Genomic DNA, 20190 nt, shown 5'->3' on the forward strand with positions numbered 1-20190 from the left:
TGCGACCGGCCTGCCGGTGCGGGACCGGCGGTCCCGCGGACCGCGGCCCGGGTGCTGCGGCCGTGCTCGCCCCGCGCGACCGGCCATCGGACGGGTCCTCCTCGCGGTCCTTTCGGTCTGGCTCGGCTGGGTGGCGGCGGCAACGGCCCACGAGGTGCGTCCCGCGTACCTGCAGATCGACCAGACGGCACCCCGGTCCTATAACGTCCTCTGGAAGGTGCCGAGGACGGGCGACACCTTCCCCGACATCGAACCGCAGTTCGATCCCGCCTTTACCCGGACGACGATCGGCGGCGATACGGTCCTCGACGGGTTCGCGGTCCGCCGCTTCCGCCTGACCGGCACGGCGGACCTCGCCGGGACCCGGATCGCGATCGGCAACCTCGCGCGCACCGCCATCGATGTCCTCGCCAACGTCACCCTGCTCGACGGCGCCCGGCACACGCTCCTCCTCCAGCCCGCGGCCCCCTCGGCGTCCGTGCCGCAGGCTCCCACGGGGTGGAGCGTTCTGTCCTCGTACGTCCGGCTCGGCGTCGAGCACATCCTGCTGGGGTTCGACCACCTTCTCTTCGTGCTCGCGCTGATCCTGCTGACGAAGGGGGTCGGCAGGCTGGTCAAGACGATCACCGCCTTCACCGTCGCCCACAGCATCACCCTGAGCCTCGCGGTGCTCGGCATCGTGCGGGTGCCCGGACCGCCGGTCGAGGCGGCCATCGCGCTCAGCATCATGTTCCTCGCGCTCGAGGTCCTGCGGACCCTCGACGGGGAGGCGACGCTCACCGCCCGCAAGCCGTGGCTCGTCGCCTTCACCTTCGGCCTCCTCCACGGGCTGGGGTTCGCCGGGGCGCTGTCGCGGATCGGTCTGCCGCCCTCCGACATTCCCCTCGCCCTCGCCGCATTCAACATCGGCGTCGAGCTCGGCCAGCTCCTCTTCGTGGCCGCCGCGCTTCTCGCGATCCGCGCGCTCGGGCTCTACCGGGCCTGGCCGCTCGCAGCACGCAGGGTGCCGCCGTACGCGATCGGCGCCGTGAGCGCGTTCTGGGTCATCGAACGGATCTGGGGCTTCGCCGCCTGACGTAACATGCGGCCCCGCCCGTCACCGCGGGCGGCGCACCGTGCGGATCGTCGCGCTGCGGGCCCCGCCGCAGAAGAATAGGTCCGCCCCGTCGGACTCCAGGCCCGACACGTTGACCCCTGCCGGCATCTCCAGCACCTCCAGCACCTCGCCGGTCCCGGCATCGATATGCCTGAGGTCGCAGGTGTCGTCCTCCCACGTCGCATGCCACAGCTCCCCGCCGGCCCAGGTCACGCCGGTGACGAAACGGTTCGAGGCGAGCGTGCGCAGGACGGCGCCGGTCTCCGGGTCCACCTGATGGATGCAGCGCGCACGGGCCTCGCCGACCCACAGCGATCCCTCGGCCCACGCCATCCCCGAATCGGCGCCGCCGCCGGGCGCCGGGATCGACGACAGGACATCGCCCGAGCCCGGATCGATCTTCTGGATGCGGTCTCCGGCGATCTGGTAGAGGTGAGTGCCGTCGAACGCGGTCCCGGCGCTCGCCGGAACGTCGAGCGCGCGCCGGAGTGCGCCGTCCGCCGGCGCGATGGCGTTCAGCCGTCCGTCGGACGCGAACCAGACCGACGTTCCGTCGTACGTCACCCCGTGCACGGCATCGACGCCGTCGAACGGTCCGAATTCCGCGATGATCTCCGCTGCCGCTCGTCGCATGCCGTCACTCCCTGTGTTCCGTCCCCCCTACCTGCCGAGCAGCAGGGCGGGGAGTAACAAGCTTGTCGGGAAACCGGGCGTCGGCGGCGTCATCCAGCGGCGCGCCCGGGCGCGCCCGACGGACTGAACCTTGCCCGCGGAGGCGAGCGTGTCGAGCGCGCGCTGCGCCGTGCGCTGGCTCACCCCGAGCGCCAGGGCCAGCGCCGAGCTCGACCACAGCTCCCCGTCCGCCAACAGGGCGAGAACCGCCGCGTGCTCGTCGTCGGCGGGTGGCGCCAGCACCACCACCTCGGCGGCGCCCGGCGCCGACAGCCGGAAGCCGCGCCTTGTCGCGGTAATGTCGGCGATCCCCTCCAGCGCCTTGCGCAGGCGGCCGATCTCGACCCGCAACCGCGCGCGATGCGACTCGTCGGCGTGCCGCGCATGGAAGGCCTCGGCGAGCAGCGCCTCGCGCGGGGCGTCGCCCGGCCACGCGGTCGCGAGCGACCGCGCCAGGGCGAACAGCACCGGGCGCGATGCGAGCACCACAGCGCGGCCCTCGTGGCGTACCGCATACCGCGAGGCGTCGACGATGACGGCGTCCGTCGCCATCACCCGCTCGACCTCGTCCAGCTTCAGAAGCCGCTCCCCGCCGCGCGCGACCAGCCGCGCGGCCGGTGTCTCGAGGACGAGCGCCGCGGCCTCCACCTCCGCGAGGAGCGCCGGGACCCCCGCCCGCCTCGCGTCGCGCTGGGCGAGCGCCAGCGCCGCGCGCGCCTCCCCCGCCCGCAGGCGCCGCACGGCGATGCCGGCGACCACCAGTCCGTGCGCCGCCCGGAACGCCGCGGGAAGCGCCGCGGCGTCGAGCACGCCGGCCGCGCGCGCCGCATCCTCGACCCGGCCGATCAGCAGCAGCCGCCGCGCGGCGAGATAGCGCGCGTACGCGGCGTTCAGCCGGTCGCCGCCGCGATCCAGTGCGTCCGCCGCCGTGTCGAGCGGCAGCGTCGGGTGGGTGAGGTCGCGCAGGGCGAGCGCGATTTCCGCCTCGGCGACCGCGCAGCGTGCCCGCTCCACCCCGGCCTCGGGGCCGAAGGCGCGGGCCGCCGCCCTGACGAGGCTCCGGGCGCGGGGGAGATCGCCGATCTGCGCCATGGCGATGCCCCGCAGCGCGAGCGCCGCCGCATCGTTGCGCAGGGCGACGCGGTTGAGCGCGCCGAGCGGATCGCCGGACGCCAGCGCGCCGGCCGCGGCGTCGATCACCGGGTCCATGAAAATCGCGCCACACTTGTCACTCACGCCGCTCCGGCACCGATCCCTACCTTCCCGCTGTGACCAGCAGACCGAGGCCGGAGACATTCCGGCCGCGACGTCGAACCGACGGGAGACCCCCGATGCTTCATCGCCCCCACCCCCCGGACGCCGCGCGCGACCGCCATTGCGCCCCCGCCGGCACGGTCGCGCAAGACATGGCCGACGGGCTCGGCCTCGTCGCCGCGCCCGCCTTCGCCGCGCTCGCGCTGCTGACGGCGGCATTCGACGCGCCCGGCGCCCTCTGCGGTCCGGGCCAGAGCGCCTCCCCCATCGGCGGCATGGTGACGATGTACCTCGCGATGAGCGCCGTCCACCTCGCGCCGTGGCTGCGGCTCGCGTCCGCCCGGTCGGGCCCCCGACGCGACTGACCGCCACTGCAACCGAATTCCGAGACACCTGAAGGAGCACACGATGGACATGCACCACCCCAAGGGGACACGCGAAGAATGGCTGACGGCACGCCTCGCGCTGCTCGACGCCGAGAAGGACCTCACGCGTCGCAGCGACCAGGTCGCCCTCCAGCGCCGGAGCCTGCCCTGGGTCCGGGTCGACAGGGACTACCGGTTCGAGACGGAGGACGGCAGTCTCTCGCTGCGCGACCTCTTCGGCGGGCGCTCGCAGCTCCTCGTCTACCATTTCATGTTCGGGCCGGACTACGCCGCGGGCTGCCCGTCCTGCTCGGCGATCGCGGACGGGTTCAACGGCATCGTCGTCCACCTCCAGCACCACGACGTCGCCTTCTGGGCGGTGTCGAGCGCACCGCTGGCGAAGCTGGAAGGCTTCAGGCGGCGGATGGGGTGGACCTTCCCGTGGGCGTCGTCCGGCGGAAGCGCCTTCAACACCGACTTCCAGGTGACGTTCACCGAGGAGGAGCAGCGGGACGGCATCCGCTACAACTACCGGGACGAGCCGCCCGTCGTGGCGTCTGCCCCGTCGATACCGACGCGCACGACACCGACCGTGCCGGCGACCAACGCCGAGATCAGCGGCACCGATCCGGCAACCTACGCCCGCGAACGGCCGGGCACGAGCGCCTTCGTCCTGGAGGACGGGGACGTCTACCACACCTATTCGACGTACGCGCGCGGCGTCGACAGCCTGTGGGCGGTGTACCAGTGGCTCGACCGGGCCCCGCTCGGCCGCAACGAGCCGGGCGGCTGGCTGCGCCACCGCGACGCCTACGGCGGCTGAGACGCCACCGGCGGACGCGCGTCGGATGTCAGCGGTCGGGCAGGGCGAACACGGCGCACGGGGTGGCGACACCGCGAAGCGGGTGCTCGCCGAGCGGGACGAGCGGCGCTGCGATCTCGGCCGCGACGGCGCCCGAGACCAGCACCGGCCGCCCCAGCACGCGGCAGAGCCCCTCGAGCCGGCTGACGAGGTTCACGGCGGGTCCGATGGCGGTGAAGTCGAGCCGGTTCGCCGCGCCGACGTTGCCCCAAAGCACCTCGCCGAGGTGGAGCGCCATGCCGTACCGCAGGGGCGGCGCGCCTTGGGCCCGCCGTGCCGCGTCGAGGTGGGCCATGCCGGCGCGGGCGGCCGCCGCTGCGCGCAGCGCCGCCTCGCACGCCTCGCCCGGAGTGCCGACGACCGGGAAGATCGCCAGCACCCCGTCGCCGATGAACTTCAGCACCTCGCCGCCAAAGGCATGCACCGCCCCGGCGACACGGTCGAACCAGGCGTCGAGCGCGGCGATCATCACCGCGGGCTCGGTCGCCTCGGACATGACCGTGAAGTCGCGAAGGTCGGCGTAGAGCAGGGCCGCCCGGATCGTCTCACCGGTGCCCCGGCCGTGCGCCCCGGCCTCGACACGGGCGGCGCTGCGCCGCCCGAGGTAGGCCTCGAGGAGGCCCGTCAGCGCCGCCCGCGCGGCAAGGGCCGCGAGCGGGGCGGCGGCAAACCGCGACGCCTCGTCCACCCGGCGCGTCTCGCCGGGGTCGAGCGGCCGCGCCGCCGCCCAGCCGAGGAGAGTGGCCCCGGGGGCCCGGCCCAGCACGGCCTCGTGGACCGGGCCGGACCCGGCGAGCCAGTCGCGCGCCGCCTGAAAGCCCGGGCCGGCGGAGAACCCGAACGCCTCGACCACGGCGCCGGTGTCCCCCCGCCAGAGGAAGGTGCGGTGGGAGATGATCGGGTGCGGCACAGCGATCGCCACCGCGCCGCGTGCGAGCGGTACACCGTCCCCCGTCAGCCGGGCGGCGAGATCGGCGAGGAAGCGGTCGGGGCCGCTGACGGCGCTCGCCTCGTCCACGAGCCAGGCGACGGTTGGTGGCAGGTCCATGCGGCGATCATGCCGCGACGGCACGACCCCTGTCATCCGCGCCGGTCATGGACGGCCCGGCGGAAGGACCTATTTTCGCCGTCTGGCCGTGGAACGGGCCACCCGCCGGATCCGGCGCGTGCCGCCGCGCCCCGACCGGCACGGGAACCCGGCACGAAAACATGGAGGAAACCCGATGCAGGACGGCTTCGTCGTTCGCCGCGAGCAGCACATCCCGGCGCCGCCCGCCGCCGTCTTCGCCCTCCTCACCGATCCGGAGAAGATCCTGAGCTGGATGGGGACGGAGGCGGACGTCGAGCCCCGTGTGGACGGCGCCTATATCGTCAACGTCACCGGGGCGCGGTGCGCCCGCGGCGCCTTCCGCGAGGTCGTCCCGGTGCACCGCCTCGCCTACAGCTTCGGCTGGGACGGCAGCGATGCCGTGCCGCCGGGGTCGAGCCTCGTCGAGATCGACCTGATCGAGCAGCCGGACGGCACCCTGCTGCGCCTCACCCATACCGGTCTGCCGAGCGAGGCCCAATGCGCCGGCCACGAGGAGGGCTGGACGCACTACCTCGGCCGCCTCGCCGTCGCCGCCGGCGGACGCGATCCTGGCCCCGACCCCTTCGAAGGCCGCACCGGCTAGGACGCCGCCGCCGGATCCGGCCCCGGCGCGGACCCTGCGTCCGTGGCGGCCCCGCAGGCGCCGGGGGCCTTACCGGGTCGTCCGGCGCGAGAGCAGGACGAAGAAGGTTTCGGCGTAGAGGTCGAGCGCCGCCGCGCTGCGCTCCAGCTTGGCGCGGAGCACGGCGCCCTCCCAGCCGATCCAGAAGACCTGCGCGAGGTGGCGGCAGTCCACGTCCGGGGCGATCTCCCCGGCGGCCTTCGCGGCTTCGAGACAGCGCGCGGTGCGAATCTCCCAGTCCTCGAACACCGCCGACAGGCGGGCGCGGAACGGCTCCGGCAGGGCGCCGATCTCCTGCCCGAGATTGCCGACGAGGCAACCCCTGGCAAAGTCGAAGCGCTCCATGCCGGCCCGGGCGTCCGCCACGAAGGCGCGCAGCCGGTCGAGCGGGGCGAGCCGCTCGTCCAGGAACCAGCGGTCGAGCTTGCGGGCGAAATAGGCGGCGTACGAGTCGATCAGCGCGAGGCCGAAGTCCGCCTTGGAGCCGAAGTAGTGGTAGAATGAGCCCTTCGGCACGCCCACCGTGCCGAGGATCTCGTCCAGCCCCACGGCGCCGAACCCCCGCTCGGTGAGCATCGCGACACCGGTGCGCAGGAGATTCTCGCGCGCCTCCACCAGGCGGGCCGCGTCGCGCGGCGGCCGCCCGCGGCGCCGCGGACGGGGCGCGTCGTCCGGCGACACGAAGACGGGGCCGACGGAGTCTTGGCTCAACGCTGGACCTCCTGCACGGCCATCCCGGCCGGACCCGCCGGGACGCACCGGCACGACGTTACCGGACAGGCCCGTCGACGGGTCAATAGGTTAACGACGCCATGAAATAGAACGGCATCCCGCCGCCTCAAGCCCCGGCGACGCGGGACGAAGGTCGGAGCCCGGCACGGCGGCGGGCCGATGGCGCATCCTCAGCCGCGGCCGAGGGTGTAGAACTCGGCGTTCGGGCGCATGCCGGTGACATTCGCCATTCGGTTCGACAGCGCGAAGAAGGCGGCGATCGCGGCGATGTCCCAGACGTCGTCCTCGTCGAACCCGTGCGCCTTCAGCGCCTCGATCTCGGCCTCGCCCACCGTCTCGGCCGACTGGCTGACCTTCACCGCGAAGTCGAGCATCGCCTTCTGGCGCGGCGTGATGTCGGCCTTGCGGTAGTTCACCGCCACCTGATCGGCGAGCAGCGGGTTCTTCGCCCGGATCCGCAGGATCGCGCCGTGGGCGATCACGCAGTACTGGCACTGGTTGAGGTTGGAGGTCGCGACCACGATCATCTCGCGCTCGGCCTTCGTCAGGTTGCCGGGCTTGTCCATCAGCGCGTCGTGGTAGGCGAAGAAGGCGCGGAACTCGTCCGGCCGGTGGGCGAGGACGAGGAAGACGTTCGGGATGAAGCCCGACTTCTCCTGCACCGCCTCGATGCGGGCGCGGATATCGTCCGGCATCTCGGCGAGCGGCGGGACGGGGAAGCGGCTGATCGGCAGATCGACGGCGGTCATGTGTCCACTCTTCGGCAGGGGAACCGGCTCCAGCGTCCGGTCCTGATGGGGTGCGCGACGGAAGCGCCGGCCCGGCGGCTGCGCCGCATCGCGGCACGCCGCGGGGCCGACGCCGTGACGGTTCAGGCGACGGACGGGTCGATCGGCACGACGATGCGGCCGCGCACCTTGCCGGCGATCAGGCGGTCCGCGGCGGGGATCGCCTCGGCGAGGGAGAGCCGCTGCACAATCCCGGCGAGCAGCTTCGGGTCGAGATCCTCCCCGAGGCGCCGCCAGGCCTCGATCCGATCCTCGCGCGGACACATGACGCTGTCGACGCCCGCGAGGGTCACGCCGCGCAGGATGAAGGGCGCCACGGTGGCCGGGAGGGACATGCCCCCGGCGAGGCCGCACGCCGCCACGGTCCCGCGATAGCGCATCTGCGCGCAGACGTTGGCGAGCACCTGTCCGCCGACGACGTCCACCGCGCCCGCCCAGCGCTCCTTGCCGAGAGGGCGGCCCGGCTCGGTGAAGTCCGCCCTGGGCAGGATCTCGGACGCGCCGAGCGCCGTCAGGTAGTCCGCCTCCTCGGCGCGGCCTGTCACCGCGTGGACCTCGTGCCCCAGTTTGGCGAGGAGGGCCACCGCGACGCTGCCGACGCCGCCGGCCGCACCCGTCACCAGCACCGGGCCGGCGGACCGCGTCACGCCGTTCCGCTCCAGCGCCATCACGCACAACATCGCCGTGTAGCCGGCGGTGCCGATCGCCATCGCCTCCTCCATGGAGAAGGCCGGGACGAGCGGGACCAGCCACTCCCCCTTCACGCGGGCCTTGCCGGCGAGACCGCCCCAGTGCCGCTCGCCGACGCCCCAGCCATTGAGCACAACCCGGTCGCCGGCCTTCCAGTCCGCGCTGGAGGACGCCTCCACCACGCCGGAAAAGTCGATGCCCGGCACCATGGGGAAGCTGCGCACCACCGGGCTCTTGCCGGTGATCGCCAGCGCATCCTTGTAGTTGAGCGTCGAGCACGCGACGCGGACGGTGACGTCGCCCTCGGGCAGCCGGTCGTCGTCCAGCTTGGTCACCGAGACGGTCTGCCCGGAATCGTCCTTGTCGATGAGGATGGCGTCGAACACTGCAGTCTCCTCCCCTGGCGGAGCGGCCCTCGCGATGTGGCGGCGCGCCCTGCGGGTCCTGTTCATCGTCACCACGGGAAATAGACCGAACGTCTATTTAAATCAACACGGCGTCCCCGGTCGTCGTCGTCCGGCCGAAATCGCGTTGCCATCCCTCTGATTTTTTTCAGGCGGCCCTCGCGGCCATAACAAAAGCCTGTTGAGTGGCGGACGCGAACATCATAGGCTCGCGAACAAAGAGCGGTGTTAACCGTCCATCATCAGGGGGGAAACGGATTCCATGATCATCCGTACGATTCTGGCGGCCTCCGCCGCCGCGCTGGCGCTCGCGCCTGTGGCCGCGTCGGCTCAGACGATGCTGAAGTTTGCGCACGTCTACGAGTCGAGCGAGCCGTACCACACCTGCGCCGTTGCAGCGTCCGACAAGCTCCTCGCCGCCACCGACAATCGCTACGGGATCGAGGTTTTCCCGGCCTCGTCGCTGGGCAAGGAAGTCGACATCAACGAGGGCCTCGGCCTCGGCACCGTCGACATCATCTACACCGGCCAGCTCTTCGCAGGCCGCGCTTATGGGCCGATCGCCATCGGCGGCGCGCCCTTCATGTTCCGCGACTACGCGCACTGGGACGCCTACCGGCACTCCGACCTCTTCAAGGAGCTCAGCGAGGGCTACGAGAAGGCGACCGGCAACCACATCGTCTCGCTCACCTACTACGGCAACCGGCACGTCACCTCGAACAAGCCGATCCTGAAGCCCGAGGACATGAAGGGCCTCAAGATCCGCGTGCCGAACGCGCCGCTCTACATGATGTTCCCCAAGGCCGTCGGCGCGAACCCGACGCCGATCGCTTTCGCCGAGGTGTACCTGGCGTTGCAGCAGGGCACGGTGGACGCGCAGGAGAACCCGCTCCCGACCATCCAGGCGAAGAAGTTCTACGAGGTCCAGAAGGACATCAACCTCACCGCCCACATCACCGACGCGCTCCTGACCATCCTCGGCGGTCCGACCTGGAACCAGCTGTCCGACGCCGACAAGGAGGCGCTGTCGACGGTCCTGCAGGAAACGGCCGAATGCGCCACCCAGCAGATCATCGACAAGGAGAAGGAACTCGCCGCCTGGTTCGAGGAGCAGGGCGTGACGGTCAACGAGGTGGACCGCGGCCCATTCATCGAAGCCACCAAGAAGATGCACAACGGCGACATGGCGACCTGGGACCAGGAGACCTACGACCGCCTGCAGGCGATCCAGTAGGTCGGAGGCCATGGCAGCGTGGCCTCCCCTTCCCTGGCTCGGCGGCTGCGCTTGCGATGCGGTGCGCTACATCGTGACCGGCGATCCGGTCGCGATCTACGCGTGCCACTGCCGGGACTGCCAGAAGCAGACCGGCTCCGCCTACGCGCTGGTGCTGCGCCTCGCCACCGACGACTTCTCCGTCGACTGGGAGACGCTTGCCGCATACGAGCGCACCGCCGCGTCCGGCGCGCGCATGATGTGCCACTTCTGCCCCGACTGCGGGACGCGCATCGTCCACACGCGGCCCGACCGCGGCGTCGTCAACCTGCGCGCCGGGACGCTGGACGACCCGTCCTTCATCGTTCCCACCGCCCACATCTGGACGTCACGGGCGCTGCCCGGCGTGGAGTTCCCCGCGTCGGTCTACACGCACCCCGGACAACCCGAGGATCCTGACGCCTTGGTCAAAGCCTTTCGCGACGCGGTCCCTGCATGACCGACAAATCCCCGGCTGAATCGACCCTCGATCTGGCCTCCGACGACGAGCACATCGACCTTTCCGACATCCAGTGGGACGACGCGCCCGTGCTGGTGGTCTTCTGGACGCTCGCGTTCGTCGTCTTCCTGCAGTTCTTCACCCGCTACGTGCTGAACAACTCGCTCGGCTGGACCGAGGAGATCGCCCGCTTTCTCCTGATCGCCGTGACCTTCATCGGCGCCATCATGGCGGTGCGCAAGGGCAGCCACATCGCGGTGGAGATCCTCTACCGCTGGTTCCCGCGGCCGCTGCGGCGCGTCCTGCAGACCGTCGTCGACGTGGCGGCCGTCGTCTTCTACGGCGCGCTGACCTGGTACACCTACCAGCTCGCCGGCCGCACCTTCCAGATGATGGTGTCGATCGATGTGCCGAAGTCCTGGCTCTACTACGGCATCGCCGTCTGCTTCGCGCTGATGACGGTCTACGCCGTGATCGTCGCCCTGCGCCACCTCGTCTCCGGGTCCAGCCGCCTCATCGACCCGGCGCTTCACGAAGCCACACCCTCGATGGAGTGAGCGATGACTATCGAAATCACGACCCCCGACGAAGAGACCGCCGACGTCTTCGCTCCCCCGCCGCTGATCCTGCTGGCCTCCCTCGGGATCGGCCTCAGCGCGGACCGGGTGATCGGCCTCACCTTCGAGGGATGGGTGCTGCCGCGCATCATTCTCGGCGGTGCGCTCGTCGCCGGCGCCATCGTGCTGGGCCTTGCCGGCCTGACCCGCTTCCGCCGCGCCGGAACCGCGGTCGAGCCGTGGCACCCCTCCACCCAGCTCGTGACCGACGGCGTCTTCGCCCGCACGCGCAATCCGATGTACGTCGCGCTGGTCATGCTGCAGCTCGGCATCGGCTTCGCGTTCGGCGGGCCGGTGACGCTCCTCCTGGTGATTCCCCTCGCGATGATCCTCCACTCGGGCGTGGTGCTCGCGGAGGAACGTTATCTCGACCGCAAGTTCGGCGCGCCCTACCGGGCCTACCGCGACCGCGTGCGCCGCTACCTCTGAGCGTATATGGACCTCGTACTTCTCTTCGGAATCCTCTTCGGGGCCATCGCGCTCGGCTTTCCCGTGGCCATCGCGCTCGCGGGCTCCTCGGCGATCTTCATCATCGTCACCGGGCAGGTGCCGCCGATGGTCGTCGCGCACCGGATGATCAACGGCGTGGACAGCTTCCCGCTGCTCGCCGTGCCGTTCTTCATCCTCGCCGGCAACCTGATGAACACCGCCGGCATCACCGAGCGGATCTTCGAGTTCGCCAAGGCCCTCGTCGGCTGGATGCGCGGCGGGCTCGGCCACGTGAACGTCGGCGCCTCGGTGATCTTCGCCGGGATGTCCGGCGCGGCGGTGGCGGATGCGGGCGGCCTCGGCGCCATCGAGATCAAGGCGATGCGGGACGCCGGCTACGACCCCGGCTTCTCGGTCGGCGTGACGGCGGCGTCGTCCACCATCGGGCCGATCATCCCGCCGTCGCTGCCGATGGTGATCTACGGCGTCGTGGCGGGCGCCTCCATCGGCCAGCTCTTCGCCGCGGGCTTCATCCCCGGGCTGATCATGGCCGTGTCGCTGATGATCATGGTCTTCTACTACGCCCGGGTGCGGAACTACCCGCGCGACGCCCGCTTCTCGATCCGCCGGCTGGGCTCGACGTCGCAGCGCGCCTTCCTCTCGCTGCTGACGCCGGTCATCATCGTCGGCGGCATCCTCACCGGCGCGTTCACGCCGACGGAGGCGGCGATCGCGGCGTGCGTCTGGGCGCTGTTCCTCGGCCTCATAGTCTACCGCACGCTGACCTGGCGGCGCTTCCTGCGGGTCTCCTACGACACCATCGAGACCACCGCCGTCGTGCTCTTCATCGTCGCCGCGGCCTCGATCTTCGCCTGGGTGCTGACCTCCAACCGCGTGCCGGAGCACTTCGCCGCGCTGCTTCTCTCGGCGTCGGACAACCCGATCGTCATTCTCATCCTGATCAACCTGATCCTCCTCATCGTCGGCTGCTTCCTGGAGACGGTGGCGGCGATCACCATTCTCGTCCCGGTGCTGCTGCCGATCGCGACGCAGGTGGGGATCGACCCGGTTCACTTCGGGGTGATCATGGTGCTCAACCTGATGATCGGGCTCCTGACACCGCCGATCGGCATGGTGCTCTACGTCCTCTCGCGGGTTTCGAACGTGCCGTTCGAGCGCTGCGTGGTGGCGACGGCACCGTTCCTCATCCCGCTCGGCATCGTGCTGGCGCTGATCACGTTCGTCCCCGCCCTCACCATGTGGCTGCCGACGCTGATCTACCGCTGATCTCGGTTGACTGTGCTGCCCGTCCGGTCCGAACCTAGAGGGCCGCACCGGACGGGATCGAAGGACCATGGCAGGAACGGGCGAGGCGTCGCTGGAGCGACTTCGCGACTTTGTCGCGAAGGGCCCCACCGTCGTGGCCGCAATCACCAGAAAGGCCGGCTCCACCCCGCGTGACCGCGGCGCGTGGCTGATCGTCTCGCCGGAGCGCTTCGTCGGCACCATCGGCGGCGGGGAGGCGGAGCGGCGGACCGTCGAGGCCGCCCGCCGGATGCTGCAGGACGGCGCCGCGACGCTGACGCTCGACCTGCCGCTCGGCCCCGCGCTCGACCAGTGCTGCGGCGGCCACCTCATCGTCGCGCTGAAGCGGATCGAGACGCCGCCCGAGGGTCCCTTCACCATCGAGGAGGACGGCCCCCTCCTCACCGACCCGCCCCGGCGCTCCATCAGCGTCTACGGCGCCGGCCACGTCGGCCAGGCGCTGGTGCGCGCCCTCGCCCCGCTCCCGTTCGACGTCACCTGGATCGACGCGCGCCACGAAAGCGCCTTCCCGGTCGACGGTCCCATCCCGTGCCGCCGCATCGCCCTGCCCGAGACGGTCGCCGTCGAGGCGCCGGACGACGCCTTTCACCTCGTCATGACCCACAGCCACGCCGTCGACCTCGAGATCGTCGCGGCGGTGCTGGGCCGTCCCTTCGGCTTCCTCGGGCTCATCGGCTCGGCCTCGAAGAAGGCCGCGTTCCTGCACCGCCTGCACGAGCGCGGCCTCGACACCTCGCGCCTCGTCTGCCCGATCGGGCTCGACATTCCCGGCAAGGAGCCCGCGGTGATCGCGGCCTCCGTCGCGGCGCAGCTCCTCAAGGTGGATCGCGGATGCTGATCAAGCGCGGGCGTCTCAGGCCGTTCAGCGGGGCGATCACCGGCGTCGACCCCTTCGCCATCATCAGGAACGGCGCACTGGTCGTCGACGACGGCGAGGTCCTCGACTACGGCACCGCGAGCGAGATGATCGCGGAGTACCCGGACGCGCCCATCGTCGACAGCCCGGGCCTGCTGACGCCGGGCCACTACGACGCGCACGTCCACTACAGCCAGACCCGCATCATGGGCACCTTCGGCGGCGGCCTTCTCGAGTGGCTGGAGTCGGTGACCTTCCCGGAGGAGGCGCGCTTCGACGACCCGGCCTACGCCCGCTCCGTCGCACGCGAGTTCTGCGACGCGCTGGAGGCCGTCGGCACCACCTCGGCGACGGTCTTTTGTGCCTCCAGCCCGGTCTCGGTCGATGCGCTGTTCGAAGAGGCGCGGCACCGCTCGCTGCGCATCTGCGCCGGCCTCGTGATGATGGACCGCAACGCGCCGTCCGCGCTGCTCACGCCGGCGATGGAGGCCTACGACCAGAGCCGCGCCCTGATCGAGCGCTGGCACGGCGCCGAGAACGGTCGCCTCACCTACGCGATCACGCCCCGCTTCGCGCCGACGTCCACGCCCGCGCTGCTGGAGGCGGCCGCCACGCTGTGGGAGGAGTTCCCGACCTGCACCCTGCAGACCCACCTCGCCGAAAGCACCGACGAGGTGGAATGGGTGCGCCGCCTCTTCCCCGACGCACCCGACTATCTCGGCGTCTACGAGTCGTTCGGCCTCGTCGGCCCTGGCGCGATCTTTGCTCACGCCATCCACCTGTCGGACCGCGAGGTGGGGCTGTTGGCCGAGTCGGGGGCAGTCGTCGCCCACTGCCCGACCGCCAACCGGTTCCTCGGGTCCGGACGCTGCAACGTCACGCGGCTGCTGAAGGCCGGGGTGACCGTTCAGCTCGGCAGTGACGTCGGCGCGGGAACGACGTTCGACATGTTGGAAGTCGCGGCGGAGGCCGAAGGCGTCCCGCAACGCAGGAGACCAGTTGATGAAAGTTGATCGTGATGCCTTCGTTGCATGCTATGGTGGCGTGTACGAGCACAGCCCCTGGGTCGCCGAGCGAGCCTGGGACGGAGGCATCGCGGAGGCGGGCGATCTGGCGCCGGTGTTCCGCCGCATCGTCGACCGCACGGGGCACGAGGCGCAGCTGGCACTCCTGCGCGCCCACCCCGACCTCGCCGGCCGCCTCGCCGTCGGCGGCCTGACGGCGGAGTCCGCAGCGGAGCAGGCCGGCGCCGGCCTCGACCAGTGTACCGAGGCGGAGTTCGCCGAGTTCAGCGCCCTCAACGCGCGCTACGTCGAGAAATTCGGGTTTCCCTTCATCGTCGCGGTGCGCGGTCTCGACCGAGCGGCCATCCTCGAGGCCTTCCGCAAACGCGTCGAGGGGACGCCGGAGGAGGAGTTCCGGACCGCGCTCGCCCAGGTCCACCGCATCGCCGCGCTGCGCATCTCGGAGAAGAACGTCCATCCCGAGGTGCCGCGCACCCCGGTCGAGCGGGACGACCTGCTGCGCCTCATCGGCACCGCGCTCGCCCGCAACGGCGCCAGCGCGGCCTGCGCGACCGCCGTCGCGGAGATGACCCTGGTGGCCGAGGGGGACGGCGCGCACTCGCATGGCGTCTTCCGCATCCCCGGCTACATCGCGGCGATGAAGGCCGGCGCCATCGACGGGCACGCCGCGCCGCGCTTCATCTCCCGCCAGGGCGCGGTGCTGCGCTACGACGCGATGCGGTGCGCGGCGCCCTACGCCTACGACGTCACCCTGCCCGAGCTCGCCAGACTGACGCAGGAGCTCGGCGTCGGCGTCCTGTCGCTCGCCAACGTCGCCCACTTCCAGGCGATGTGGCCGGAGACCGAGTGGCTCGCCGAGCAGGGCCTCGTCGGCTTCGCCTGCACCGCGAACCTTCCCTACCTCGCTCCCGCGGGCGGCACCCGGCCGGTCTTCGGCACCAACCCGCTCGCCTTCGCGGTACCCGGCAACCCACCCGTCGCCATCGACATGGCTTCCTCGACCATGGCGCGCGGCGACATCATGCTGGCCGCGCGCGAGGGCCGCTCGGTGGCGGACGGCGTCGGCCTCGGCCCGGACGGACTGCCGACCTCCGACCCGGCAGAGATCCTGAAGGGCGCGCAGCTCCCCTTCGGCGGGCACAAGGGCTCGGCCATCGCTCTCATGGTGGAGCTCCTCGCCGGCCTCTGCGGCGGCCCCTACAGTGACGTCGCCGAGGACACGTCGAAGGTCGGGCTGCCGGTGGGCGCCGTCTTCGTCATGGCGCTGTCGCCGGAGGCGCTCGGCGGCGAGGGCGCGCTGGCCGAGGCGCAGGCCTTCGTCGAGCGGCTGCGCAAGGTGCCGGGCGTGCGCCTCCCCGGCGCCCGGCGCCACATCAACCGCCGCAAGCCCGGCCCCCTCATGGTCGAGAACAAGATCCTCGCCGAAGTCCGCGCCCTCGCCGGCCTCGACTGAGCGGGAACCGACGCCACGACGCCCTCAGGCGGCGTCGTGGAAGATGACGCCGAGGGTGTAGCGCTCGCCCGAGCGCAGGCGGCTGACGCCGTGGCGCAGCATCACGCGGTGGTCGCCCTTGGTGCCGCGGCGGGGACGGATGGAGGTGGTGAAGAGCGCCCCCTCCCCCTGCCCGAGGGTCACCACCTCGGCGCGCGACTGCATGCGCGGCCGCTGCTCCGTCAGGACCAGTTCGCCCCCCTCGAACGATGCCGGGTCGCTCAAGAGCACCACGAGCTGCAGCGGGAAGGCGACGGCGCCATAAAGGTCCTGGTGGAGGCAGTTGTAGTCGCCGGGGCCGTACTTCAGCACCAGCGGCGTCGGCTTGGTCTGCCCCTCGGCGTGACAGCGCTCCAGCATCGCCTCCAGCGTGTCGGGGTAGGCCTCCATGCCGAGCCGCTCCGCCCAGCCGTTGGCGACCTTCGCGGCGTGGGGGTAGACCGCCGCGCGCAGCGCCGCCACTGGGTCCGGCAACGGGTTCGCGAAGTACTTGTACTCGCCCGAGCCGAAGCCGTGCCGCTTCATCACCACGCGGCTGCGGAAGCGGTCCTCGTCGTAGAGTCCGGTGATCGCGGCGCACGTCTCCGGCGCGATCACCGGCCCGGTCCGCGCGACGCCGTACTCGTCGAGCTCGGCGCCGATGCGGTCCCAGTCGAGATTGGCGACCGTGGTCGCGACGTCATCCGTCATAGGCTGCCTCCTTCGCCAGGAGTGTCTTCTTGCGCTCGACGCCCCAGCGGTATCCGGCGAGCGATCCGTCCGCCCGCACGACGCGGTGGCACGGCACCAGCACGGCGATCCTGTTGGCCCCGCACGCCCGCGCCACCGCACGGTGGGAGGTAGGCGCCCCGATGGCCGCGGCCACCTCGGCGTAGCTCGCGGTGGTGCCGATCGGGATGTCCCTGAGCGCCCCCCAGACCCGCTCCTCGAAAGCGGTGCCGCGGATGTCGACCGGCAGCTCCGCGGCGAGCGACGGCTCCTCGACCGCCGCCAGCACGTCCCCGAGCAGGGCCTCGAACGGCTCGCCGCCGTCGACCACGAGCGCGTCGCGGAAGATCCCGTCGATCTCCTGTCGCCCCTCCGCCTCGGTGTCGGTGAGGCGGACGGCCGCGATGCCCTGGCGCGAGAAGGCGACCGTGACGATCCCGAGCGCCGAGGCGCCCGAGGTGACGACGATGACCTCCCCCCGCCCGCCGCGGGCGAGCGCTGACGGGTGGACGGTGAAGCGCGCCGCCGCCTCGTCGTAGAAGCGCGACAGGCTGGCGAAACCTGCGGCGAAGGCCGCCCCCGCCGGACGATCCCCCGCGGCGAGCGCCTCGGCCGCCCGGCGGGCCCGGCATGCCCGGGCGAACTGCGCCGGGGTGGTGCCGGTGTGGGCCTTGAAGGTGCGGTGGAAGTGATGCGCGCTGACGCCCGCCGCCTCCGCAAGCTCGGCGAGCGGCACCGGACCGGCGGCGAGGGACCGGCAGGCCGCCTCCACCATCAGCGCGTTGCGCTGCGCCGGCGACATCTCCGTCGGCCGGCAGCGGCGGCAGGGTCGGTAGCCTGCAGCCTCCGCATCGCCGGTGAGCGCGAAGAAGCTGACGTTGCGGCGCAGCGGGCGGCGCGACGGGCAGCTCGGCCGGCAATAGACCCCGGTCGTCGCCACCGCGTAGACGAACGCGCCGTCCTGCTCCGCGTCGCGGTCGCACACGGCGATCCACCGCGGATCCTCGGGCACCGGGTCAACCTCATGGGTCATCTGGTCCAACATGGTCATCGTGCGACTCCGCGCATGGTGGTCGGGTTCTGCGGGCCGGTCATGACAGCCTCGGCCTTGCGGCACGGGCCCGGGAATCCGCCCTGCAACCTCTCGTGCCCCTCAGATGGCCCTTCCGCGCCGCGGCGTCGTCTCGACAGTTGATCGCAAACTCTTCCCCGCCGCCAACGCTCCGTCTACGGTCGCGACAAACAACAAAATGATCGGGAGGTTAAGTATGGCCGACAGCCAGCGCCTGAAGGGGAAAACCGCGCTCGTGACCGGAGCCGCGTCGGGCTTCGGCCGCGGCATCGCCGAGCGCTACGTCGCCGAAGGGGCGCGCGTTGCGGTTCTCGACATCAACGAGGAGGGTGCGAAGGCGGTCGCGAGCTCGCTCGGCAACGCCGCGACGCCCCTCATCTGCGACATCACCGACGGAGCCGCCGTGAATGGCGCGGTCGACGCGGCGATCTCCGCCTTCGGCGAGATCGACATCCTCGTGAACAACGCCGGCTGGTCGAACCGCAACACGCCGGTGATGGACACCGACGAGGAGACGTTCGACAAGCTGTTCGCGATCAACGTGAAATCGATCTTCCACTTCACCAAGGCGATCCTGCCGCACTGGCGCTCGATCGGCCGGGGCGTGATGATCAACGTCGGTTCGACCGCCGGTGTGCGGCCGCGTCCGGGCCTCGTCTGGTACAACGCGACCAAGGCGACGGTGAACAACATCACCAAGTCGCTGGCGATCGAGCTGGCGCCGGAGAAGATCCGCGTCTGCGGCATCGCCCCGGTGATGGGCGAGACGGGACTGCTGGAGACATTCATGGGCGTCCCCGACACGCCGGAGAACCGCGCGAAGTTCATCGCGACGATCCCGCTGGGCCGGCTGTCGAAGCCGTCGGACATCGCCGGCGCCGCGGTCTACCTCGCCTCGGACGATGCCGAGCTGGTGACGGGCGTGAACCTCGAGATCGACGGCGGGCGCTGCATCTAGCGGCCGGCCGGACCCGGATCGGGCGGGGCCCCTCGCCCCGCTCGAACGCCCACCCGCACGGGTGCGGTCCTCCCGGTCATCGCGGCGGCGCGGTCTCAGCCCTTTGGCAGGGGAAAGGGGACGTCGCCGAGGCTCGGCGGGATCACCAGCGGGGCCGTCAGGCTCAGGGCGACGCCGGGGCCGGACGTGTCGAACACGAGCTCGCCCGCGATCTGGTTCGCGGCGGCATCCATGATGCGCATGCCGATCCCCTGACTCTCCAGCGCCCCGTCGCAGCCGACGCCGTCGTCCGCCATCCGGACTTCTAGGACGCCGTCCCGGACCCGCCCGATCACGGTGATCCGCCCGGGCCGTCCGTCGGGAAAACCGTGCTTGAAGGCGTTGGTGACGAACTCGTTGACGATGGCCGCCACCGCCGACGCCTGTGTTGCGGAGACCCGGACGGGATCGATGGCGACGTCGACTGCCACGCCTTCCGGGCCGGATGCGGCGACGAGGCGGCCGAGCTTGTCGAGGTAGCGATCGAGCGCGATCTCGTCGCCGGTCGGCAGCGAGTGCATCTCCTCGTGGAGCAGCGCGGCGGCGGAGACGCGGTAGGACACGGCCTCGAGCGCGCGCCGGGTCGGCATGTCCCGCGCGCGGGTCGCCTTCAGCCGCACGAACGAGGCGACCGACTGGAGCTGGTTCTTGACCCGGTGGTCGATCTCGCGGCGCAGGGTGTCCTGCAGTCGCAGTGCGACGCGCAGCTCCAGCTCCCGCATGACCTGCCGGGCGAGGACCCTGAGGGTCTGGCGCTGCAGCTCCGTCAGCCTGCGGACCTCGTTGTCGAGGACGCACAGGGTGCCGATGGCGACGCCTTCCGCCGTACGCAGGACCGCCCCGGCGTAGAACCGCACGTGCGGCTCTCCCGCAACCAGAGGGTTAAAGCTGGAGCGGGGGTCGAGGCGGGTGTCCGGGATCTCCAGAATATCGTCCTCGGCCAGCGCGTAGGCACAGATGGACTGGTCGAGCGGCGTCTCGCGGCGGCCGAACCCGACCTCCGCCTTGAACCACTGGCGGTCGGAATCGACGAAGCTGACGAGCGCGACGGGCGCCTCGCAGATGGCCGCGGCGAGTTCGGCGATCTCGTCGAACTCGGACTCTCGCGGTGTGTCGAGGATCGCAAACTGGTCGAGCGCCTTGCGTCGGCACAGGGTCGCCAGATCGGACTGGGCTGTCACTTCGGATGTACTCGTGTTCACCGGGGGAACATCGCACCCCGCCGTCGCCAAAGCCAGCATGCGCCCTCGACCGCTCGATTGCCGCTCTCCGGCGGACCGCCGCAAAGGACTATCAACTCCAGGGAATGGCGACGGTTCCGTCCGCTCGACCCGCACCCGCGCGCCCTCCGCCGGGACGACGGCGCCTCGGGCATGGCACC

Annotated in this window: 22 protein-coding genes; 13 read left to right on the forward strand and 9 right to left on the reverse strand. The window is 71.4% G+C overall.

What is annotated here, in order from left to right; translation table 11 throughout:
* The first annotated feature begins 130 nt into the window (after positions 1–130).
* Positions 131–1075: a HupE/UreJ family protein gene (locus DLJ53_RS01730; RefSeq protein WP_202912953.1), complete on the forward strand. Its 945-nt coding sequence runs from the start codon at positions 131–133 to the stop codon at positions 1073–1075.
* 21 nt (positions 1076–1096) lie between these two features.
* Here DLJ53_RS01730 and DLJ53_RS01735 read toward each other — a convergent pair whose 3' ends face one another.
* Both DLJ53_RS01735 and DLJ53_RS01740 read right to left on the reverse strand, forming a co-directional pair.
* A complete protein-coding gene (locus DLJ53_RS01735; protein WP_111341788.1) occupies positions 1097–1729 on the reverse strand; it encodes an NHL repeat-containing protein in 633 nt (210 codons plus the stop codon).
* Between the two features lie 27 nt (positions 1730–1756).
* A complete protein-coding gene (locus tag DLJ53_RS01740; protein ID WP_111341789.1) occupies positions 1757–2977 on the reverse strand; it encodes an HTH domain-containing protein in 1221 nt (406 codons plus the stop codon).
* A gap of 122 nt (positions 2978–3099) precedes the next feature.
* On the opposite strand from DLJ53_RS01740, the gene DLJ53_RS01745 reads away from it, so the two are divergent.
* The gene (locus DLJ53_RS01745) at positions 3100–3387 is read left to right on the forward strand and encodes a hypothetical protein (RefSeq protein WP_111341791.1); all 288 of its coding nucleotides are present in this window, start codon (positions 3100–3102) and stop codon (positions 3385–3387) included.
* Positions 3388–3436: 49 nt separating this feature from the next.
* Positions 3437–4210, forward strand: a complete 774-nt coding sequence (locus DLJ53_RS01750; RefSeq protein ID WP_111343958.1) for a DUF899 domain-containing protein — start codon at positions 3437–3439, stop codon at positions 4208–4210.
* A 28-nt stretch (positions 4211–4238) separates the two neighbouring features.
* Here the strand turns inward: DLJ53_RS01750 and DLJ53_RS01755 are convergent, their stop codons facing one another.
* Positions 4239–5297: an adenylate/guanylate cyclase domain-containing protein gene (locus DLJ53_RS01755; RefSeq protein ID WP_111341792.1), complete on the reverse strand. Its 1059-nt coding sequence runs from the start codon at positions 5295–5297 to the stop codon at positions 4239–4241.
* Positions 5298–5472: 175 nt separating this feature from the next.
* On the opposite strand from DLJ53_RS01755, the gene DLJ53_RS01760 reads away from it, so the two are divergent.
* Complete coding sequence (locus DLJ53_RS01760; protein ID WP_111341794.1) at positions 5473–5922, forward strand: SRPBCC family protein; 450 nt, start codon at positions 5473–5475, stop codon at positions 5920–5922.
* A 69-nt stretch (positions 5923–5991) separates the two neighbouring features.
* Here DLJ53_RS01760 and acuR read toward each other — a convergent pair whose 3' ends face one another.
* The 3 genes from acuR to acuI form a co-directional block, all read right to left on the reverse strand.
* Complete coding sequence (gene acuR, locus DLJ53_RS01765; protein WP_244934980.1) at positions 5992–6672, reverse strand: acrylate utilization transcriptional regulator AcuR; 681 nt, start codon at positions 6670–6672, stop codon at positions 5992–5994.
* A gap of 191 nt (positions 6673–6863) precedes the next feature.
* A complete protein-coding gene (locus DLJ53_RS01770; RefSeq protein WP_111341795.1) occupies positions 6864–7442 on the reverse strand; it encodes a peroxidase-related enzyme in 579 nt (192 codons plus the stop codon).
* Between the two features lie 122 nt (positions 7443–7564).
* Entirely contained in the window at positions 7565–8557 is a 993-nt protein-coding gene (gene acuI / locus DLJ53_RS01775) for an acrylyl-CoA reductase (NADPH) (protein WP_111341797.1), read from the reverse strand.
* Positions 8558–8837: 280 nt separating this feature from the next.
* Here acuI and DLJ53_RS01780 point away from each other — a divergent pair, with 280 nt between their 5' ends.
* From DLJ53_RS01780 to uraD, 8 genes are all read left to right on the forward strand, one after another.
* Positions 8838–9809, forward strand: a complete 972-nt coding sequence (locus tag DLJ53_RS01780) for a sialic acid TRAP transporter substrate-binding protein SiaP (RefSeq protein WP_111341799.1) — start codon at positions 8838–8840, stop codon at positions 9807–9809.
* A gap of 10 nt (positions 9810–9819) precedes the next feature.
* The gene (locus DLJ53_RS01785; protein WP_111341801.1) at positions 9820–10287 is read left to right on the forward strand and encodes a GFA family protein; all 468 of its coding nucleotides are present in this window, start codon (positions 9820–9822) and stop codon (positions 10285–10287) included.
* Positions 10284–10844: a TRAP transporter small permease gene (locus DLJ53_RS01790; protein WP_111341803.1), complete on the forward strand. Its 561-nt coding sequence runs from the start codon at positions 10284–10286 to the stop codon at positions 10842–10844. The genes DLJ53_RS01785 and DLJ53_RS01790 overlap by 4 nt, the downstream gene beginning before the upstream one ends.
* Before the next feature lie 3 nt (positions 10845–10847).
* Positions 10848–11333, forward strand: coding sequence for a methyltransferase family protein (locus DLJ53_RS01795; protein WP_111341805.1), 486 nt, complete (start codon positions 10848–10850; stop codon positions 11331–11333).
* A gap of 6 nt (positions 11334–11339) precedes the next feature.
* Positions 11340–12620 carry a TRAP transporter large permease gene (locus tag DLJ53_RS01800; protein WP_111341807.1) on the forward strand — a complete coding sequence of 427 codons (1281 nt, stop codon included), beginning with the start codon at positions 11340–11342 and terminating at the stop codon, positions 12618–12620.
* 67 nt (positions 12621–12687) lie between these two features.
* The gene (xdhC, locus tag DLJ53_RS01805) at positions 12688–13497 is read left to right on the forward strand and encodes a xanthine dehydrogenase accessory protein XdhC (protein WP_111341808.1); all 810 of its coding nucleotides are present in this window, start codon (positions 12688–12690) and stop codon (positions 13495–13497) included.
* The gene (locus DLJ53_RS01810; RefSeq protein WP_111341810.1) at positions 13491–14528 is read left to right on the forward strand and encodes a guanine deaminase; all 1038 of its coding nucleotides are present in this window, start codon (positions 13491–13493) and stop codon (positions 14526–14528) included. The genes xdhC and DLJ53_RS01810 overlap by 7 nt, the downstream gene beginning before the upstream one ends.
* On the forward strand, positions 14518–15993 hold the full coding sequence (gene uraD, locus DLJ53_RS01815) for a 2-oxo-4-hydroxy-4-carboxy-5-ureidoimidazoline decarboxylase (protein ID WP_111341812.1): 1476 nt from the start codon (positions 14518–14520) through the stop codon (positions 15991–15993). Before DLJ53_RS01810 ends, uraD begins: the two co-directional genes overlap by 11 nt.
* Before the next feature lie 24 nt (positions 15994–16017).
* Here uraD and DLJ53_RS01820 read toward each other — a convergent pair whose 3' ends face one another.
* Positions 16018–16722: a 2OG-Fe(II) oxygenase gene (locus DLJ53_RS01820; protein WP_111341814.1), complete on the reverse strand. Its 705-nt coding sequence runs from the start codon at positions 16720–16722 to the stop codon at positions 16018–16020.
* Positions 16712–17791 (reverse strand): bifunctional DNA-binding transcriptional regulator/O6-methylguanine-DNA methyltransferase Ada, encoded by a 1080-nt coding sequence (ada, locus tag DLJ53_RS01825; protein ID WP_226573542.1) that lies wholly within the window; start codon positions 17789–17791, stop codon positions 16712–16714. The genes DLJ53_RS01820 and ada overlap by 11 nt, the downstream gene beginning before the upstream one ends.
* Positions 17792–18008: 217 nt before the next feature.
* On the opposite strand from ada, the gene DLJ53_RS01830 reads away from it, so the two are divergent.
* Complete coding sequence (locus DLJ53_RS01830) at positions 18009–18770, forward strand: SDR family oxidoreductase (RefSeq protein ID WP_111341816.1); 762 nt, start codon at positions 18009–18011, stop codon at positions 18768–18770.
* A 95-nt stretch (positions 18771–18865) separates the two neighbouring features.
* Here DLJ53_RS01830 and DLJ53_RS01835 read toward each other — a convergent pair whose 3' ends face one another.
* Positions 18866–19990, reverse strand: a complete 1125-nt coding sequence (locus DLJ53_RS01835) for a sensor histidine kinase (protein ID WP_162408767.1) — start codon at positions 19988–19990, stop codon at positions 18866–18868.
* Between the last annotated feature and the right edge of the window lie 200 nt (positions 19991–20190).

This window comes from Acuticoccus sediminis (assembly GCF_003258595.1).
GTDB lineage: Bacteria > Pseudomonadota > Alphaproteobacteria > Rhizobiales > Amorphaceae > Acuticoccus > Acuticoccus sediminis.

What these genes read in the sequence shown, in the direction of transcription:
- uraD (WP_111341812.1), top strand. Translation starts at nt 14,518, where the DNA reads ATGAAAGTTGATCGTGATGCCTTCGTTGCATGCTATGGTGGCGTGTAC.
- DLJ53_RS01770 (WP_111341795.1), bottom strand. Translation starts at nt 7,442, where the DNA reads ATGACCGCCGTCGATCTGCCGATCAGCCGCTTCCCCGTCCCGCCGCTC.
- DLJ53_RS01790 (WP_111341803.1), top strand. Translation starts at nt 10,284, where the DNA reads ATGACCGACAAATCCCCGGCTGAATCGACCCTCGATCTGGCCTCCGAC.
- DLJ53_RS01740 (WP_111341789.1), bottom strand. Translation starts at nt 2,977, where the DNA reads ATGGACCCGGTGATCGACGCCGCGGCCGGCGCGCTGGCGTCCGGCGAT.
- DLJ53_RS01755 (WP_111341792.1), bottom strand. Translation starts at nt 5,297, where the DNA reads ATGGACCTGCCACCAACCGTCGCCTGGCTCGTGGACGAGGCGAGCGCC.
- DLJ53_RS01760 (WP_111341794.1), top strand. Translation starts at nt 5,473, where the DNA reads ATGCAGGACGGCTTCGTCGTTCGCCGCGAGCAGCACATCCCGGCGCCG.
- DLJ53_RS01830 (WP_111341816.1), top strand. Translation starts at nt 18,009, where the DNA reads ATGGCCGACAGCCAGCGCCTGAAGGGGAAAACCGCGCTCGTGACCGGA.
- DLJ53_RS01735 (WP_111341788.1), bottom strand. Translation starts at nt 1,729, where the DNA reads ATGCGACGAGCGGCAGCGGAGATCATCGCGGAATTCGGACCGTTCGAC.
- DLJ53_RS01810 (WP_111341810.1), top strand. Translation starts at nt 13,491, where the DNA reads ATGCTGATCAAGCGCGGGCGTCTCAGGCCGTTCAGCGGGGCGATCACC.
- DLJ53_RS01785 (WP_111341801.1), top strand. Translation starts at nt 9,820, where the DNA reads ATGGCAGCGTGGCCTCCCCTTCCCTGGCTCGGCGGCTGCGCTTGCGAT.
- DLJ53_RS01820 (WP_111341814.1), bottom strand. Translation starts at nt 16,722, where the DNA reads ATGACGGATGACGTCGCGACCACGGTCGCCAATCTCGACTGGGACCGC.
- ada (WP_226573542.1), bottom strand. Translation starts at nt 17,791, where the DNA reads ATGACCATGTTGGACCAGATGACCCATGAGGTTGACCCGGTGCCCGAG.
- DLJ53_RS01750 (WP_111343958.1), top strand. Translation starts at nt 3,437, where the DNA reads ATGCACCACCCCAAGGGGACACGCGAAGAATGGCTGACGGCACGCCTC.
- DLJ53_RS01795 (WP_111341805.1), top strand. Translation starts at nt 10,848, where the DNA reads ATGACTATCGAAATCACGACCCCCGACGAAGAGACCGCCGACGTCTTC.
- DLJ53_RS01780 (WP_111341799.1), top strand. Translation starts at nt 8,838, where the DNA reads ATGATCATCCGTACGATTCTGGCGGCCTCCGCCGCCGCGCTGGCGCTC.
- DLJ53_RS01745 (WP_111341791.1), top strand. Translation starts at nt 3,100, where the DNA reads ATGCTTCATCGCCCCCACCCCCCGGACGCCGCGCGCGACCGCCATTGC.
- xdhC (WP_111341808.1), top strand. Translation starts at nt 12,688, where the DNA reads ATGGCAGGAACGGGCGAGGCGTCGCTGGAGCGACTTCGCGACTTTGTC.
- DLJ53_RS01800 (WP_111341807.1), top strand. Translation starts at nt 11,340, where the DNA reads ATGGACCTCGTACTTCTCTTCGGAATCCTCTTCGGGGCCATCGCGCTC.